The 17061-nt window shown below is 65.3% G+C and carries 16 protein-coding genes; 8 read left to right on the top strand and 8 right to left on the bottom strand.

All coding sequences use genetic code 11. The features are described 5' to 3' along the window. Nucleotides 1-2 precede the first annotated feature (2 nt). The 7 genes from RR928_RS10805 to RR928_RS10835 all read right to left on the bottom strand — a co-directional run bounded on the left by RR928_RS10805 (nt 3) and on the right by RR928_RS10835 (nt 7359). Nucleotides 3-1361 (bottom strand): MFS transporter, encoded by a 1359-nt coding sequence (locus RR928_RS10805; protein WP_332534302.1) that lies wholly within the window; start codon nt 1359-1361, stop codon nt 3-5. 47 nt (nt 1362-1408) lie between these two features. Continuing rightward, entirely contained in the window at nt 1409-2182 is a 774-nt protein-coding gene (locus RR928_RS10810; protein WP_332534300.1) for a 1,6-dihydroxycyclohexa-2,4-diene-1-carboxylate dehydrogenase, read from the bottom strand. 14 nt (nt 2183-2196) lie between these two features. Next, on the bottom strand, nt 2197-3216 hold the full coding sequence (gene benC, locus RR928_RS10815) for a benzoate 1,2-dioxygenase electron transfer component BenC (RefSeq protein ID WP_332534298.1): 1020 nt from the start codon (nt 3214-3216) through the stop codon (nt 2197-2199). A 16-nt stretch (nt 3217-3232) separates the two neighbouring features. Then, entirely contained in the window at nt 3233-3724 is a 492-nt protein-coding gene (gene benB / locus RR928_RS10820) for a benzoate 1,2-dioxygenase small subunit (protein WP_332549604.1), read from the bottom strand. Then, nucleotides 3721-5085, bottom strand: a complete 1365-nt coding sequence (locus tag RR928_RS10825) for a Rieske 2Fe-2S domain-containing protein (RefSeq protein ID WP_332549605.1) — start codon at nt 5083-5085, stop codon at nt 3721-3723. The genes benB and RR928_RS10825 overlap by 4 nt, the downstream gene beginning before the upstream one ends. 91 nt (nt 5086-5176) lie before the next feature. Beyond that, the gene (gene catA, locus RR928_RS10830) at nt 5177-6112 is read right to left on the bottom strand and encodes a catechol 1,2-dioxygenase (RefSeq protein WP_332534293.1); all 936 of its coding nucleotides are present in this window, start codon (nt 6110-6112) and stop codon (nt 5177-5179) included. Between the two features lie 59 nt (nt 6113-6171). Beyond that, complete coding sequence (locus RR928_RS10835) at nt 6172-7359, bottom strand: muconate/chloromuconate family cycloisomerase (protein ID WP_332534291.1); 1188 nt, start codon at nt 7357-7359, stop codon at nt 6172-6174. 142 nt (nt 7360-7501) lie between these two features. Between RR928_RS10835 and RR928_RS10840 the strand changes: the two genes are divergently transcribed. Beyond that, entirely contained in the window at nt 7502-8506 is a 1005-nt protein-coding gene (locus RR928_RS10840; protein ID WP_332534289.1) for a LysR family transcriptional regulator, read from the top strand. Between the two features lie 3 nt (nt 8507-8509). Here RR928_RS10840 and RR928_RS10845 read toward each other — a convergent pair whose 3' ends face one another. After that, the gene (locus RR928_RS10845) at nt 8510-8932 is read right to left on the bottom strand and encodes an acyl-CoA thioesterase (protein WP_332549607.1); all 423 of its coding nucleotides are present in this window, start codon (nt 8930-8932) and stop codon (nt 8510-8512) included. Nucleotides 8933-8984: 52 nt separating this feature from the next. On the opposite strand from RR928_RS10845, the gene RR928_RS10850 reads away from it, so the two are divergent. From RR928_RS10850 to RR928_RS10880, 7 genes are all read left to right on the top strand, one after another. Then, nucleotides 8985-9146, top strand: a complete 162-nt coding sequence (locus RR928_RS10850; RefSeq protein ID WP_332534285.1) for a hypothetical protein — start codon at nt 8985-8987, stop codon at nt 9144-9146. After that, a complete protein-coding gene (locus tag RR928_RS10855) occupies nt 9136-10842 on the top strand; it encodes an electron transfer flavoprotein-ubiquinone oxidoreductase (protein ID WP_332534284.1) in 1707 nt (568 codons plus the stop codon). Before RR928_RS10850 ends, RR928_RS10855 begins: the two co-directional genes overlap by 11 nt. A gap of 158 nt (nt 10843-11000) precedes the next feature. Continuing rightward, a complete protein-coding gene (locus RR928_RS10860) occupies nt 11001-11966 on the top strand; it encodes an ABC transporter substrate-binding protein (protein ID WP_332534283.1) in 966 nt (321 codons plus the stop codon). A gap of 109 nt (nt 11967-12075) precedes the next feature. After that, complete coding sequence (locus RR928_RS10865; protein WP_332534282.1) at nt 12076-12966, top strand: ABC transporter permease; 891 nt, start codon at nt 12076-12078, stop codon at nt 12964-12966. Between the two features lie 16 nt (nt 12967-12982). Beyond that, on the top strand, nt 12983-13777 hold the full coding sequence (locus RR928_RS10870) for an ABC transporter ATP-binding protein (protein ID WP_332534280.1): 795 nt from the start codon (nt 12983-12985) through the stop codon (nt 13775-13777). A gap of 150 nt (nt 13778-13927) precedes the next feature. After that, the gene (locus RR928_RS10875; protein WP_332534278.1) at nt 13928-15403 is read left to right on the top strand and encodes an ankyrin repeat domain-containing protein; all 1476 of its coding nucleotides are present in this window, start codon (nt 13928-13930) and stop codon (nt 15401-15403) included. A 170-nt stretch (nt 15404-15573) separates the two neighbouring features. Then, nucleotides 15574-17061 carry an amino acid permease gene (locus RR928_RS10880; protein ID WP_332548375.1) on the top strand — a complete coding sequence of 496 codons (1488 nt, stop codon included), beginning with the start codon at nt 15574-15576 and terminating at the stop codon, nt 17059-17061.

Raw genomic sequence — 17061 nt, forward strand, 5'->3', positions numbered from 1 at the left:
CTTCAGGCCAGCTTGCGCGCACCGACCGCGGGTGGCTGGGCGGCAAGCGTGGGCGCAGCGGCGCGCGCGCGATAGACCAGCATGAAGACGCCTATGGCCAGCGCCGCCACCAGGCCGGGAACGGCGAACACCAGGAAGTTCATCTTCAGCGGCAGCGCCGCGGCCATCAGCGAGCCGCCCAGCAGCGGCCCGACAATCGCGCCTATGCGGCCCACGCCCGAAGCCCAGCCAATGCCGGTCGAACGGATTGCCAGCGGATAGAACTGCGCGGTGTTGGCATACAGCAGGATCTGCGTGCCTATGGTGGTGGCGCCCGCGATCACGATCAGCAGATAGAGCATGGGCATGGGGCTGTTGAAGCCCAGCAGCGCAATCGATGCCGTGCCCAGCGCGAAATAGCCGACCATCACCTTGGGCAGGCTGAAACGGTCACCGAGCCAGCCGCCCGCAATCGCGCCGATCACGCCGCCGAAATTGAGCGCCAGCAGGAAGGACAGGCTGGAGCCCAGGCTGTAGCCGGCGCTGGCCATCAGCTTGGGCAGCCACGAGCCCAGCGCGTACACCATCAGCAGGCAGCAAAAGAACGACAGCCAGATCATGAACGTGCCAAGACTGCGTCCGTCCTTGAACAGGTCCAGCATGGGCGCGCCCGCGCCCTTGGTGCCCGACTGCACCAGTTGCGTGTCCGCAAGATCCAGATGCGGCGCCATCTTCAGCAGCGTGGCGCGGGCTTTCTCATGCTGGCCCTGGCGCAGCATGAAGCCCACCGATTCGGGCAGCTTCCACAGCACGATGGGCAGGATGGCCAGCGGCGCGGCGGCGGCAAAGAACATCGACTGCCAGCCGAACCGCGGCAGCATGTAGATGCCCAGGCCGGCGCACAGCACGCCGCCCAGCGAGTAGCCGCTGAACATGATGGCCACCAGTGTGCTTCGCGAGCGTTTGGGCGCGTACTCGTTCATCAGCGCCACCGCATTGGGCATCAGGCCGCCGCAGCCCAGACCGGCAATGAAGCGGAAGATGCCGAACTCGGTGGGCGTGGCCGCGAAACCGCTGCAGAACGTCGCCAGGCTGAACAGCACAAAGCTGATCGCAATGCCTTTCTTGCGGCCTATGCGGTCGGCCAGCGGACCGAAGATGAACGCGCCGAACATCATGCCGAACAGCGCATAGCTGCCCAGTGCACCCGCCTGCACCGGCGTGAGCTGCCAATGCTGCATCAGCGTGGGCAGCACCGCGCCATAGATGAACAGGTCGTAGCCGTCGAAGATCAGCAGCGTGGCGCACAGCCACATCACCGTCCAGTGAAAGCGCGTGAAACGCGCGTTGTCGATCACCTCGTTCACATCCAATGTCTTCATGTTGTCTCCTGTTGTGCTTGTTTGTTGTCGTTGTCAGCGCTGCGGCGTCAGCCCTGGTCGCCGCCACCGACGGGCAGCACCGTGCCCGTGATGTAGGAAGCCTGGTCGGACGCGAGAAAGAGAATCGCCGCGGCCTGCTCGTCCAGCGAGCCGTAGCGCTTCATCAGGCTGCTGGAGACGGTCTGGTCGACGATCTGCTGGTACCAGGCCTTTTCGGCCGGGCTCTGCTCGGCCGCGTTGCGCGGAATGCGCCGCGGCGGCGCCTCGGTGCCCCCGGGCGCGACCGCATTGATGCGAATGCCGCGCTCGCCGTTCTCGAAGGCCAGGCAGGCGGTCAGCGCATTCACGCCGCCCTTGGCCGCGCCGTAGGGCACGCGGTTGACGCTGCGCGTGGCGATCGACGAGACATTGACGATGGCGCCCTGCTGCTGCGCGAGCATGTACGGCAGCACCGCCCGGCAGCCCCACAGCGTGGGAAACAGCGAGCGCCGCACCTCGGCCTCGATTTCCTGCGGCGCGTATTCCTCGTAGGGCTTGGCCCAGATCGTGCCGCCCACGTTGTTGACCAGGATGTCGATGCGGCCGAACCTTTCGTGGGTGCGCTGCGCGGCCTGCTGGGCGCCATCGAACTGCTCCAGGTCCAGCTCCAGCGCCAGCACGTCGGTCAGGGCCTCGAGCCGCGCGCGCAGGTCCTGCACCAGCGGCGAGCGGTCGACCAGCGCCAGCCGCGCGCCCTGCGCCGCGGCCAGTTCGGCCACGCGCTCGCCTATGCCCTGGGCCGCGCCGGTGATCAGCATCACCTTGCCTTCGAATGTCTTCATGGAACTGTCTCCGTTCAGGCCGCGACCGGCTGGGTCGGGGTGAATTTTTCGTAATGGAAATTGGCCGGCGTGATGCCCGCGGACTTGAAGTGCTGCTGCACCGCGTCCACCATGGGCGGCGGGCCGCACAGATAGACATCGACATCGCCGCCGTGCAGCACCGCGGCCGGCATGTGCTGGGTCACATAGCCCTGGCGCTCGTGCGTGGTCGCGGCATCGGCCACGCAGGTGCTGAATGTGAAGCCGGGAATGCGCTGGGCGTACTCGACAAGCCTGTCGACCAGCACCAGATCCTGGTCGCGCGTGACGCCGTAGATCAGGTGTACGGGCTGGTCCGTGCCCTTCAGCGCCAGCACTTCGAGCATGGAGAGAAACGGCGCCAGCCCGGTGCCGCCGGCGAGCAGCAGCAGCGGCCGGGTCACGGCGCGCAGGTAGAAGCTGCCCAGCGGACCGGTCATCTCCAGCGCCTGCCCGGCCTGGGCGGCCTGCAGCCAGGAGCTCATCAGCCCGCCGGGCACCTGCTTGACCAGAAAGCCCATGCGGCCCGCGCCCGGCAGCGAGCTGAACGAATAGGAACGGTGCTGGCCGCTGCCGGGCACGCCGATGTTGACGTACTGCCCGGGCAGGAACACCGGCGCCGCGTCCGGCGCGTCCAGCACCAGCTCGTAGGCCGCATCACCCAGGCGCGCCACCTGCGCCACCGAGGCCGCGAACTGCGCGGTGGCGGTCTTGCAGGCCGTGGACGACATGGGCACCGAGATCACGCAGTCGGAGCGCGGCACCATCTGGCAGGTCAGCACCAGGCCGGCGCCGGCCTCCTCCTCGGTCAGCGCCTCGTCGATGTACTCGTCGCCCAGGTCATAGCTGCCGGCCTCGGCGCGGCACTTGCAGGTGCCGCAGACCCCGTCCGAGCAGTCCATGGGCAGGTTGATGCGATTGCGAAACGCCGAATCAAGCACTTTTTCGTTGGCGCCGCAGTCGATGAAGCGCGTGACGCCGTCCTCGAAATTCAGCGCGATGCGATAGCTGGTCATCGTCAATCCCCCCGTGTCAGATGTGATAGATGTCGATGACCTGGCGGATGTAGTCGTCCTTGAGGACGATCTTCTTGCGCAGGATCAGATAGCTGCCGTCCGCGTCCTTCTGCAAGGTCACGAAGATGGTGCCGAAGAACTGGTCGGTCGCCTTGTAGCGGTGGCTCAGCGTGTGGAAGTTGTAGCGCACGTCCACCTGATCGCCGCGCTCGTCAAGCACTTCCACATTGCTCAGCATGTGGCAGGTGCGCGGCTCGGGCATGGACGCGCTCGAGCGCTCGGTCTGGATGCGGAACACCCGGTCTTCCAGGCCGTTGCGGTTGGGGTAATAGATCAGCGAGATCTCGCGGTGCGGGTCCTCGGTCAACTTGTCGTCGTCGTCCCAGGCGGGCATCCAGTATTCGGCTTCGGGCGCATACAGCGCCAGCCAGGGCTCCCATTCGCGATCGTCGAGGTGGCGCGCTTCCCGGTAGAGGAAGGCGCAGATGCTGGCGTGTTCCGCGCTCATGACAGGTCTCCTTCGCGCTCGGACTTCACCGCGCGGCGCATGGATTCGGCCCAGTAGTCGTGCTGGCACACGAACAGCCCCTCGTCCTCGCTGCGCCCGCCGCTGATCAGCGGCTTCATTCCCATGCGCTGCGCGTTCTCGTCGGCGCCCTCGACCCACAGCGGCGCGCCGCGGCTCAGGTCGTTCCACGGCGCGGCCTTGCCTGCGTAGCCGGTCTGGCAGGAGCGGAACTCCTCCAGGTCGTCGGCCGTGCCCATGCCCGAGACGTTGAAGAAATCCTCGTACTGGCGGATGCGCAGCGCGCGGTCCTCGGCGCTTTCGCCCTTGGGCGCAAAGCAGTAGATGGTGATTTCGGTCTTGTCGACGCTGATCGGGCGCGTGACCCGGATCTGCGTGGAGAACTGGTCCATCAGGTAGACATTGGGATAGAGACACAGGTTGCGCGTCTGGCCGACGATGAAGTTGGCCGTGTCCTCGCCCAGGCGCTGGGCAAGCTCCTCGCGGCGGTGGTAGACCGGGCGCACCTCGGGGTTCATGGTCTGGGTCCACAGCAGGATATGGCCATGCTCGAAGCCGTAGACGCCGCCCACGCTCTTGCTCCAGCCGTTGGCGTCGACCGCCTTGGTGCCGCCGTCCTTGCGCCGGCCCATGGTCGCGGCGTAGTTCCAGTGCACGGAGCTGACGTGGTAGCCGTCGCTGCCGTTTTCCATCTGCAGCTTCCAGTTGCCGTCATAGGTGTAGCTGGAATTGCCGCGCAGCACTTCCAGGCCCTCGGGCGCCTGGTCGACGATCTGGTCGATGATGACCCGGGTCTCGCCCAGGTAGTCGGCCAGCGGCAGCACGTCGGCGTTGAGGCTGCCGAACAGAAAGCCCTTGTAGCTTTCGAAGCGCGCCACCTTCTTGAGATCGTGCGAGCCTTGCGTGTTGAACTGCACCGGGTACTCGGTGGTCTTCTCGTCCTTGACCTTGAGCAGCTTGCCGGTGTTGCTGAACGTCCAGCCGTGGAAGGGACAGGTGAAGCTGCCCTTGTTGCCGTGCTTCTTGCGGCACAGCATCGCGCCGCGGTGGGCGCAGGCGTTGATCACGGCGTTGAGCTGGCCGTCCTTGCCGCGCGTGATGACCACCGGCTGGCGGCCTATGGTGGTGGTGAAGTAGTCGTTGACCGCGGGAATCTGGCTCTCGTGCGCGAGATAGACCCAGTTGCCTTCGAAGATGTGCTTCATCTCCAGCTCGAAAAGCGCGGGGTCGGTGAAGATGTCGCGACGGCAGCGAAAGACACCGCTGTCCTTGTCGTCCTGCAGGGCCGAGTCCAGCAGTTTTTCGACTTCACCGTAGCGATCCGTTGATGCGGTGGTGTTCATGGGAATTTCCTTGGGGTGGGTTCATCCGCCGCGATGCCCATCGCGGTCGGTAGCTGCAGACAGGCCCCGCATGGGGCTGGGGGCAATGGCTTCAGGCCGCCAGACGCGCGCGCTCGACGATCTGGTTGTCGACGCCGTCGACCAGCGCGCTGAGCGTGATGTCGAACGCGATCTCTGCAAACGGGCCGCTCAGGCCGTTGCGCTCGATGCTGTCCGCATCGCTGCGCTCGACCAGCGGCGGCACCAGGCCTTCGCGCGTGGCATAGGCGAAGTCGTCATACACCAGCGGATCGCCATCGATGTTGATCTGCGTGGTCAGCTTGCGGTGACCTTCGGCGCTGACGAAGAAGTGGATGTGCGCGGGGCGGTTGCCATGGCGGCCGAGCTGGTTGAGCAGCGCCTGCGTCGGGCCGTCGGGCGGGCAGCCATAGCCCACGGGAACGATGCTCTGGAAGCGATAGCGGCCCTGCGCATCGGTGACGATGGTGCGGCGCATGTTGAACGGCTTTTGTTCGCCCGTGGGGTCGAAGTGCGAATAAAAGCCCTTGGTGTTCGCGTGCCAGACTTCCACCGTCGCGCCGGGCAGCGGCCGGCCGTCGGCGCCGTGCACGGTGCCGTGCATGATCAGCGTGTGGCCGTTGGCGTCGCTGCCGTCGTCCAGGCGCGCGAAGCCCTGCTCCACCGGCGCGCCGGCGACATACAGCGGGCCTTCGATGGTGCGCGGCGTGCCGTTGGCCACGCCCAGCGCCGCGTCTTCGGCATCCATGCGCATGTCGAAGTAGCGGTCCAGGCCCAGGCCGGGCGACAACAGGCCGGCTTCACCGCGCGCGCCCAGCTGGTTCAGGTAGGCGACACCGGCCCAGTACTCGTCGGACGTGATGTCCAGGTCTTCGATGGTCTTGAACAGGTCGCTGAGGATGCGGTGGATGATGGCCTTGGTGCGGGCATTGCCGCCTGCCTGGTCGAGGCCGCTGGCCAGTCGCAGAAAGTCCTGGACTTCGGGGGTGTGAAAGATTTGCGTGCTCATCGTGGTCTCCTGAACGGGGGGTTTGTTGTGATCTGAAAGGCTTGGCTGTGCCGGCGGCGTCAGGCAAAGGTCGGGACGCTGACGCGCGTGCGGTCGCGGCGGAAGTGGCGCACGCGGTCTTCGTCCAGCGCGATTCCCAGCCCCGGGCCGGCGGGAAGCGTGAGGTGGAAATCCTTGTATTCCAGCGGCTGGGTCAGGATTTCCTCGGTCAGCAGCAGCGGACCGAACAGCTCGGTGCCCCACTGCAGCGCGCGGAAGGTGGAGAACACCTGGGCCGAGGCAATGGTGCCGAACGCGCCTTCGAGCATGGTGCCGCCGTACAGCTCGATCTGCGCCGCATCGGCGATGGCCGCCACCTGCTGCGCGGCCTGCAGTCCGCCCGACTGCTCGGTCTTGATGGCAAACACATCGGCCGCGGCGTTGCGCGCCAGGGAAAAAGCCGTCGCCGGGCCCATCAGCGATTCATCGGCCATGAGCGCGATCGGGAACCTGCCCTTGAGACGGGCCAGGGCCTCGGCGCTGGCCACGGGTTGCTCGGCCAGCTCGCAGCCGGCGTCGACCAGGCCGGCCAGGCCGTACTGGGCCTGCAGCTCGGTCCAGGCCATGTTCACATCGACGCGCACCACGGCCTGCTCGCCCAGCGCCTGCTTGATTGCCGCCACGTGGGCGATGTCCTCGCGCACCGGCTTGCGGCCGATCTTGAGCTTGAAGATGCGGTGGCGGCGCTGGTCCAGCATGCGCTGCGCCTCGTCGATGTCCTTGGCCGTGTCGCCGGACGCCAGCGTCCAGGCGACGGGCAGCTGGTCGCGCAGGCGCCCGCCCAGCAGCTCGGACACCGGCAGGCCCACGCGCTGGCCCAGCGCGTCGAACAGCGCCGTTTCGACGGCGCACTTGGCAAAGCGGTTCTCGCGTATGCCCCGGTCGAGCCCGGCCATCACGGCCGCCACGCGGTTGGCGTTGGCGCCCAGCAACTGGGGCGTGAAATAGGTATCGATAGCCAGCTTCATGCCTTCGGGCGACTCGCCGCCGTAGGCCAGGCCGCCAATCGTCGTGCCTTCGCCCACCCCGACCGTGCCGTCCGCGCAGTGGATGCGCACCAGCATCAGGGTCTGGCCGCTCATCACGGCCATGGAGAGCTTGTGGGGACGAATCGTCGGCAGGTCGACCAGCATGGTCTCGACCTTTTCGATGATCACGGGCGCGGCAGCGACAGCGCCGGGCTGCGAGAAGCGGGATGAATGTTGCATGCCTCCATTGGAATCCTGGCCCCGCACAGCACGCCAACACCAAATCAATCTAATTCGATACCTTTTCCATATAATTCACAGAACACGCATTGCAAAACAATGACTTACGGCTTAAAAATCATCAACCATATCGTTTTCCCTTATGGATCTACGCCAGCTGCGCTACTTCGTCGCCGTCGCCAATACGCGCAATTTCACGCGTGCCGCGGAACAGATGCACATCGCCCAGCCCCCGCTGAGCCGCCAGATCCAGCTGCTCGAAGAGGAGCTGGGCGTGCAGCTGGTACTGCGCAACAGCCGGCCCGTGGCACTGACCGAAGCCGGCAGGCTGTTCTACGAGCAGTCGCTGCAGGTGCTGCAGCGCGTCGATCAGATGAAGACCGGCATGCGCCAGGCGGGTCGCAACCTGCGCCAGTCGATCTCCATAGGCTATGTGGGCTCCACGCTGTACGGCGGCCTGCCGATGCTGGTGCGGATGTTCCGCCAGAAGTATCCGGACACCGACGTGCACCTGGTCGACCTGAGTTCTGTGCAGCAGATCACCGAGCTCAAGTCGGGCCGCATCGACCTGGGATTCGGCCGCATCAGGACGCGTGACACCTCGGTGGCGCGCTCGGTGCTGCGCGAGGAAAGGCTGGTGCTGGCGCTGGCGCCGAGTTCACCGCTGGCCGCCAGCAGCGGCCCGGTGCGGCTGAGCGAGATCGCGAACCAGCACCTGATCGTGTTTCCCAAGGAGCCCCGGCCCAGCTACGCCGACCACGTGCTGGGCCTGCTGCACGAGCAGGCAGTGCCGCTGGCCCAGGTGCATGAAGTGCGCGAGCTGCAGGCCGCGCTCGGGCTGGTGGCCTGCGAAATCGGCGTGTGCATCGTGCCGGCCGCGGCCCGGCTGCGCTCCGACCTGGTCTACCGCCTGATCGAGGACGAGCAGGCGACCTCGCCCATCATCCTGAGCCACCGCCTCAACGACGACTCCTGGTACATCCCCGCGATCAAGGAGCTGATCGCGCTGATGTATACGCAAAATCCCCCCTGGCTCGATTTTCAGACCAACGCCTTTCCCAGCGGCAAGACGGCGCCCGACGAAGACCGGGAAACCCCGCCGGCACCAGCGCCCAGGCCGCGCGGCAGGAAAAAAGCCGGTCCTTGACGCTCATTCGCTCACCAGCGCGCGCATCCAATCCGGCAGCGGGCTGGCTTTTTGCAGCGCCGCATCGACCCAGATGACGGTCGCGCCACCGGCCGCGCAAATCAAACCCGGCTGGCTTTCGCGCTCTATCGTGCACCAGCTCTCGAACGTGCAGCGACCCGGGTCGCTGACATAGGTGGTCAGCAGCAGCTGGTCGGGATGGGCCAGCTGCTGGTAGAAATTGCAGAACGCATTGACGATCACCGGCCCCTGGCCTTGCGGCGCCGGCTGACAGCCGATGGCGCACATCCACTCGATGCGCGCCGTCTCCATATAGCGAAAATACTGGCTGTTGTTGACATGGCCCATGGCGTCCATGTCGCCCCAGCGCACTGGAAAGCGCAGCTCGTGGACCCGTTTCTTGTTCTGCGGAATTTCAATTTTCATCGGATATCCTGGTTATTCGGCATGCCCACCAGCATCGCAGGGATGGCGCTGAATGACCGCCTCCGAGGCGACAGCGGCCGCAGAAAAAATCCGAGGTGACATGAACGCGCACGCGCTGCGCATAGAATCAGCCGCTGCTGGAGCGCGCCCGGCCGAGGTGCGCCGCGTTACGCCTACCCATCTGAATCAAAAAGAGACGCCCGATGACAAATGATGAAATCCTGGCCCAGTACGGCCCCCGCGAGGCCATGGAATACGACGTGGTCGTGGTCGGCGGCGGCCCAGGCGGCCTGTCCACCGCGATTCGCCTGAAGCAGCTGGCCGCCGAAAAAGGCCAGGAACTGTCGGTCGTGGTGCTCGAAAAAGGCTCGGAACCCGGTGCCCACATCCTGTCCGGCGCGATCATGGACCCCAAGGCGCTGACCGAGCTGATTCCCAACTGGAAGGAACTCGGCGCGCCGCTGAACCAGCCCGTGACCGACGACGCCATGGTGTTCCTGGGCGAGAAGTCGTCGCTGCGCACGCCCAACTTCCTGCTGCCGGCCTGCTTCCAGAACCACGGCAACTACATCGTGAGCCTGGGCAATGTCGTGCGCTGGCTGGCCGAACAGGCCGAAGGCCTGGGCGTGGAAATCTTCCCCGGCTTTCCCGCGGCCGAAGTGCTCTACAACGAGGACGGCTCGGTCAAGGGCGTGGCCACGGGCAACATGGGCGTGGGCAAGGATGGCGAACCCACGGGCGACTTCCAGCTGGGCATGGAACTGCACGGCAAGTACACGATCTTCGCCGAAGGCGCGCGCGGCCATCTGGGCCGCCAGCTGATCGCGCGCTACAAGCTCGACGAAGGGCGCGATCCGCAGACCTACGGCCTGGGCGTCAAGGAGCTCTGGGAAATCGACCCGGCGCGCCACCAGCCGGGCTTCGTGCTGCACACCGCGGGCTGGCCCATGAAGGCCGACACCTACGGCGGCGCCTTCCTGTATCACATGGAAGACAACAAGGTCACGCTGGGCTTCATCACGGGCCTCGACTACTCGAATCCGTATCTGAGCCCGTTCGAGGAAATGCAGCGCTGGAAGACCCATCCCAACATCCGCTACTACCTCGAAGGCGACGAAGCCAAGGGCATCAAGCCCGCCAAGCGCATAGGCTACGGCGCGCGCGCGATCACCGCCGGCGGCCTGCTGTCGCTGCCCAAGTTCGTGTTCCCCGGCGGCGCGCTGGTCGGCTGCGACGCGGGCTTTCTCAACGTCAGCCGCATCAAGGGCAGCCACGCCGCGATCAAGACCGGCATGCTGGCCGCCGAAGCCGCGTTCGAGGCCATCCAGGCCGGCCGCCAGGGCGACGAACTGAGCAGCTACATCACGGCGTTCGAGAACAGCTGGCTCTACACCGAACTCAACAAGAGCCGCAACTTCAAGGCCTGGTTCAAGAAGGGTCTGACCACCGCGACCCTGATGAACGGCCTGGAGCAATTCGTGCTCAAGGGCAACATCCCCTGGACGCTGCACCGCGACAAGCCCGATCACGCCTACCTCAAGCCCGCGGCCGAGTGCCAGCCCATCGTCTACCCCAAGCCCGATGGCAAGCTGACCTTCGACCGCCTGTCGAGCGTGTTCATCAGCAACACCAACCACGCCGAGAACCAGCCGGCCCACCTGACGCTCAAGGACGCGAGCGTGCCCGTGGACATCAACCTCGCGCGCTATGCAGGGCCCGAGAGCCGCTACTGCCCGGCCGGCGTCTACGAATTCGTGCCCGACGAAAGCAAGGGCGGCGACAGCCAGCGCCTGCAGATCAACGCACAGAACTGCGTGCACTGCAAGACCTGCGACATCAAGGACCCGACGCAGAACATCGTCTGGGTCACGCCCGAAGGCGGTGGCGGCCCGAACTATTCGGGCATGTAAACGAAGGGCCTGCACTGCAGGCCTTTTTTCATCGCAGGCCGCGCGCGTCCCGTGGAAACCTCGGGGGTCGGACTCGTTCGCAAGCGGCCTGGGCTGCAGTAGACTTCGAATCGAGGCTTCGTTCGGAGCACAACATTCATTCAGCGGTGGAGATACAAATGAAATTCCTGTCCTTGGCGCCACTGGGCGCGGTGGCCCTGGCCCTGGCATCGATGACTTCGGTGCATGCCCAGCAGAAATCGGTGGCCGTGACCGCCATCGTCGAACACCCCGCGCTCGACGCGGTGCGCGACGGCGTGCAGGCCGCGCTCAAGGATGCGGGCTTTGAAACCGGCAAGAATCTCAAGTGGCAATACCAGAGCGCCCAGGGCAATACCGGCACGGCCGCGCAGATCGCGCGCAAGTTCATCGGTGACAAGCCCGACGCCATCGTCGCCATCGCCACGCCCTCGGCCCAGGCAGTGGTTGCCGCGACCAAGGCCGTGCCCGTGGTGTTCTCGGCCGTGACCGACCCCGTGGCCGCCAAGCTGCTGCCCAGCTGGGAGCCGAGCAAGGGCAACGTGACCGGCGTGTCCGATCTGCTCGCGCTCGACAAGCAGATGCAGCTGGTCAAGCAGGTCGTGCCCAACGCCAAGCGCGTGGGCATCGTCTACAACCCGGGCGAAGCGAACTCCATGGTCGTGGTCAAGGAAATGCAGAAACTCCTGCCTACCCTGGGCCTGACGCTGGTAGAAGCCGCCGCGCCGCGCTCGGTCGACGTCAGCAGCGCCGCGCGCAGCCTGGTCGGCAAGGTCGATGTAATCTATACCAACACCGACAACAACGTGGTTTCGGCCTACGAAGCTTTGGTCAAGGTCGGGCAGGATGCGAAAATCCCGCTGGTTGCTTCCGACACCGACTCCGTCAAGCGCGGCGCGGTTGCGGCATACGGCATCAACTACCGTGACCTGGGTGAGCAGACCGGCCGCATGGTGGCGCGCATCCTCAAGGGCGAGAAGCCCGGCGACATCAAGCCCGAGGTGAGCACCAAGATGGAGCTTTTCGTGAACCCCGGTGCCGCCGAGAAGCAAGGCGTGAAGCTGTCGGATGCGCTGGTCAAGTCGGCCGCGCAAGTGATTCAATAAAAGACCACCCGGGTATATAGCCCGGTGGGGGCTTCCATATGGCAGGTACCGTACGATGCACGGACCTGCCATTGTTTTTACCCAGCCTGCGGGCGCAACCGCACTCCCCATGTCATTTTTCTCATTTCTTGGCGCCATCGAGATCGGCCTGATCTTCAGCCTGGTGGCGCTGGGCGTCTTCATCTCGTTTCGGCTGCTGCGCTTTCCCGACCTCACCGTGGACGGCAGCTTTCCGCTGGGCGGCGCGGTCTGCGCCATCCTGATTTCCACGGGCACCAACCCCTGGCTCGCGACGCTGGCCGCGACGGCCGCGGGCGCTGCCGCGGGCATGGTCACGGGCTGGCTCAACGTCAAGCTCAAGATCATGGACCTGCTCGCGTCCATTCTGATGATGATCGCGCTGTACTCGGTCAACCTGCGCATCATGGGCGGCCCCAATGTGCCGCTGATCAACGACGCCACGCTGTTCACCCTGCTGCAGCCCGAAGGCATGCCCGACTACGTCGCGCGCCCGCTGATCCTGGCGGCGATCGTGCTGATCGCCAAGCTCGCGATGGACTGGTTCTTCTCCACCGAACGCGGCCTGGCGATCCGCGCCACCGGTTCGAACGCGCGCATGGCGCGCGCCCAGGGCGTGAACACCGGCGGCATGATCCTGCTGGGCATGGCGGTCTCCAACGGCCTGGTGGGCCTGGGCGGCGCGCTGTTCGTGCAGACCCAGGGCGGCTCCGACATCTCGATGGGCATTGGCACCATCGTCATCGGCCTGGCGGCCGTGATCGTCGGTGAAAGCCTGCTGCCTTCGCGGCGCATCATCTATGCGACGCTGGCCGTGGTGATCGGCGCCATCGTCTACCGTTTCTTCATTGCCGCCGCGCTCAACAGCGACTTCATCGGCCTCAAGGCGCAGGACCTGAACCTGGTCACGGCCGTGCTCGTGACCGTGGCCCTCGTCATCCCGCAGCTCAAGCAGAAGCTGTCCAAGCGCAAGCCGCGTTAAGTCGGTCGGAGATCCCATGCTGAGTGCAAAAGACATCGTTCTCACCTTCAACCCCGGCACGCCGATCGAAACCCGCGCGCTGCGCGGACTGTCGCTGGAGATTCCGGCCGGACAGTTCGTGACCGTCATCGGCTCCAACGGCGCGGGCAAGTCCACTTTCCTGAACGCCGTGTCGGGCGACCAGCGCGTCGACGGCGGCTCCATCGTGATCCACGGCCAGGACGTCACCGCACTGCCCGTCTGGGCGCGCGCCGAGCGCGTGGCCCGGGTCTTCCAGGATCCGATGGCCGGCACCTGCGAAGACCTGACCATAGAGGAAAACATGGCGCTGGCCCAGCGCCGCGGCGCGTCGCGCCGGCTCACGCGCGCAGTGCGTGCCGAAATGCGCGAAGTCTTCCAGGACCGCCTGGCAACGCTGGGTCTGGGCCTCGAAAAGCGCCTGTCGGATCGCATTGGCCTGCTTTCGGGCGGCCAGCGCCAGGCCGTGAGCCTGCTGATGGCAGCGCTGCAGCCATCGCGCATCCTGCTGCTCGACGAGCACACGGCCGCGCTCGACCCGCGCACCGCCGACTTCGTGCTGCAGCTCACGGCGCGTATCGTGGCCGAGGCCAAGCTCACGACCATGATGGTCACGCACAGCATGCGCCAGGCACTTGACGTGGGCGACCGCACGGTCATGCTGCACCAGGGCCAGGTGGTGCTCGACGTCAGCGGCGAGGAGCGCAAGCGCCTCGACGTGCCCGACCTGCTCAAGATGTTCGAGAAGGTGCGCGGCGAAAAGCTCGCCGACGACGCCTTGCTGCTGGGCTGAGGCCCAGCCCGCAGGGCGGACCACGCGCGTCCCGCCCTGCTCCCGCGCAACAGCATTGCGGTCCGCCGGCAATGCGAAATGCCGTCTTTCGCCTGTTGTAATAGCTTTTAACTATTGATATAATAAATCAATAGTTAATTTGTAAACATCATGCCAAAGAGCCGCAACAACACCGTTTTGAACCGGAAGCTCATCAACGCCGCATGCGAAGGCCGCACAGGTGAATTCAAGGGCTTGCTGGACGCTGGCGCAGACATCAACGCCCTCGAGGAAAGCACCACCGCCCTGGTCGCAGCCACCGTTTGCAATCAACCCCAAGCGGTCAGGACACTGATCGACCTGGGAGCCCGCGTCGATCTTCCCGACGGGCATCGCCTTACGCCGCTGTCGTATGCCGTGCTTAACCAGCGCCCCGATATCATCCAATTGCTGGTGGCGTCCGGAGCGGACCTCAACACCACATACGGCAATGGCCACAATCTATTGACTACGGCTGTGAAAATCCGCGACCAGCCCACGGTCGACAAGTTGATAGAACTTGGTGCGGATGTGCACCGCACCAATGCGTTGGGGCAATCCGCGCTGGCGCTCGCATCGCGTGACACGGGCATGGTGCGCAGCCTGCTAGACGCCAAGGCAGATCTCACTCATCCCGCGAATCGGGACGCCTTGGTGGTGGCCGTCGTCTACCAGCTGACCGACACCGCGCAACTGCTGCTTTCCGCGCGCGCCGATCCCAATGCCGTCGATGACAACGGCAAGGCCGTATTGACCCATGCGGCCGAGCAGGGAGATGCGCGTCTGGTACGCAGCCTGATTGCCGCGAACGCCGACCCCAACGAGGGCGCCAACCGCCAGGCGCTCGAGCCTGCACTCGATGCGCCCGATACTGGGGTGCTGGAAGCAATGCTGAAAGCGGGTGCGTGCCCGGATTTGGCGGAGCCTGAAGGCTGGCGTGCGCTGGTGGAAGCTTTCAGGTTGGGCATTGGGCAGGCCGCGGCGCAATGGATCCCTGAGCATTCAGCCCCGCAGGCCGACGGCTCCGAGGACCAAGCCTACAACCCCATGACGCTTGCCGTGGAAGTGGGCACGGTGGACATCATAGGAATTCTGCGCGACGCCGGATACGGCGGCGACGCCGACGACGGCAGGGGTCACACCTTGCTGATGCGGGCCTGCGAGGTACGCTCACCGGAAGTCGTCAATGCGTTGCTGGAGACGCACAATGGCTACCCCGGCGCCAACCCCAATACCCGCGCGTACAGCGACGGCACGACCCCGCTGATGATTGCAGCCGCAGCCGGCAATTCCCGCACAATCGACGTTCTGGTGCACGCGGGGGCGAACCTGTATATCCCGGACATTGCGGGGCGAACCGCTATGGACTATGCCTGTCTATGCCTTGATCCACAGCGCAGGAGCGCAGTGCAGCACACCCTCAACGAAGCGCTCAGAGCGACTGCATGGAAAGAATGCATGGACGATATCGATGAAAGCTCGTTACAACTGATGAACGTTACCTGGGAAAGCGAAACAGCCACGGGCACCGACATCAATGAATACGCCGAGCCCATGGCGCCGACGGACACTACGGGACTGACGGCGCCGCTGCATGACTCCTTCTGAGCGGCAATCCATCGGGGCCTGCGTTTCGCTGAATCGTGCTTAGGTTTTTTTGCAACGGCGCGGCCTGCGCCGGGCAAATCGCGCACAATGCCGTCTTTCCGGGCCGCGCCAGTGCGGCCTTTTGCGTTGCTGCCATGTGCACAGCGCAGCGGAGCACAGGAAACCAAGCAATGAGCGACCACGCTTCTCCCTCTTCCGCGCAGGCCGAGCCCGGCCTGCGCCGCAGCCTCAAGGCGCGTCACCTGTCGATGATTGCCATCGGCGGCTCCATCGGCACCGGCCTGTTCGTGGCCTCGGGCGCGACCATTTCCCAGGCCGGCCCGGGCGGCGCGCTGCTCGCCTATATGGTTGTCGGCCTGATGGTCTATTTCCTCATGACCAGCCTGGGCGAAATGGCTGCCCACCTGCCGGTCTCGGGCTCGTTTGCGACCTACGGCGCGCGCTATGTGGATGAAGGCTTCGGCTTCGCGCTCGGCTGGAACTACTGGTACAACTGGGCGGTGACGATTGCGGTCGACCTGGTCGCGGCGCAGCTGGTCATGGCCTACTGGATACCGGATGTCAACGGCATGGTCTGGAGCGCGCTGTTCCTGGCGCTGATGTTCGGCCTCAACGCGATTTCGGTCAAAGGCTTTGGCGAAGCCGAATACTGGTTTGCCGCGATCAAGGTGGTGACGGTGATCGTCTTCATCGGTCTGGGCCTGCTGATGGTGCTGGGCATCATGCAAGGCGGCGCGCCCGAAGGCATCTGGGGCAATCTGGCCAACTGGACCGTGGGCGACGCGCCGTTCGCCGGCGGCTTCGCGGCATTGATCGGCGTGGCGATGATCGTCGGCTTCTCGTTCCAGGGCACGGAGCTGATCGGCATCGCGGCCGGCGAATCGGAAGATCCGGCGCGCAACGTGCCGCGCGCGGTGCGCAAGGTGTTCTGGCGCATTCTGCTGTTCTATGTGTTTGCCATCCTGATCATCAGCCTGCTGCTGCCCTACAACGACCCGCAGCTGCTGCGCAACGATGTGAGCGACATCAGCGTGAGCCCGTTCACGCTGGTGTTCGAGCGCGCCGGCCTGCTGTCTGCCGCGGCCGTGATGAATGCCGTGGTGCTGACCTCGGTGCTGTCGGCCGGCAACTCGGGCATGTATGCCTCCACGCGCATGCTCTACACGCTGGCCTGCCAGCGCATGGCGCCGCGCATCTTCGCGCGCGTCAACCGCAACGGCGTGCCCTTGATGGCGCTGCTGGCCACGACGGCGATTGCCGCGCTGTGCTTTCTGACCAACATCTTCAGCCCCCAGGCGGTCTACATCTGGCTGCTGAACCTGTCGGGCATGACCGGCTTCATTGCCTGGCTGGGAATCGCCATCAGCCACTACCGCTTTCGCAAGGGCTACGAAGCCCAGGGCCTGAGCCTGGCGGCCCTGCCCTACCGAGCGGCCGCATTCCCGTTCGGGCCGATCTTCGCTTTCGTGCTGTGCCTGATCATCACGCTGGGCCAGAACTACCAGGCTTTCATCCAGGACCGCATCGACTGGGGCGGCGTGGTCGCGACCTATATCGGCCTGCCGCTGTTCCTGCTGATCTGGTGGGGCTATCGGCTGGTCAAGGGCTCGCGCATCGTTCCCTACAGCGAAATGCGCGTCAAGGCCGAACCGTACTGA

It is taken from the genome of Comamonas sp. (assembly GCF_036666375.1).
GTDB lineage: Bacteria > Pseudomonadota > Gammaproteobacteria > Burkholderiales > Burkholderiaceae_C > Comamonas.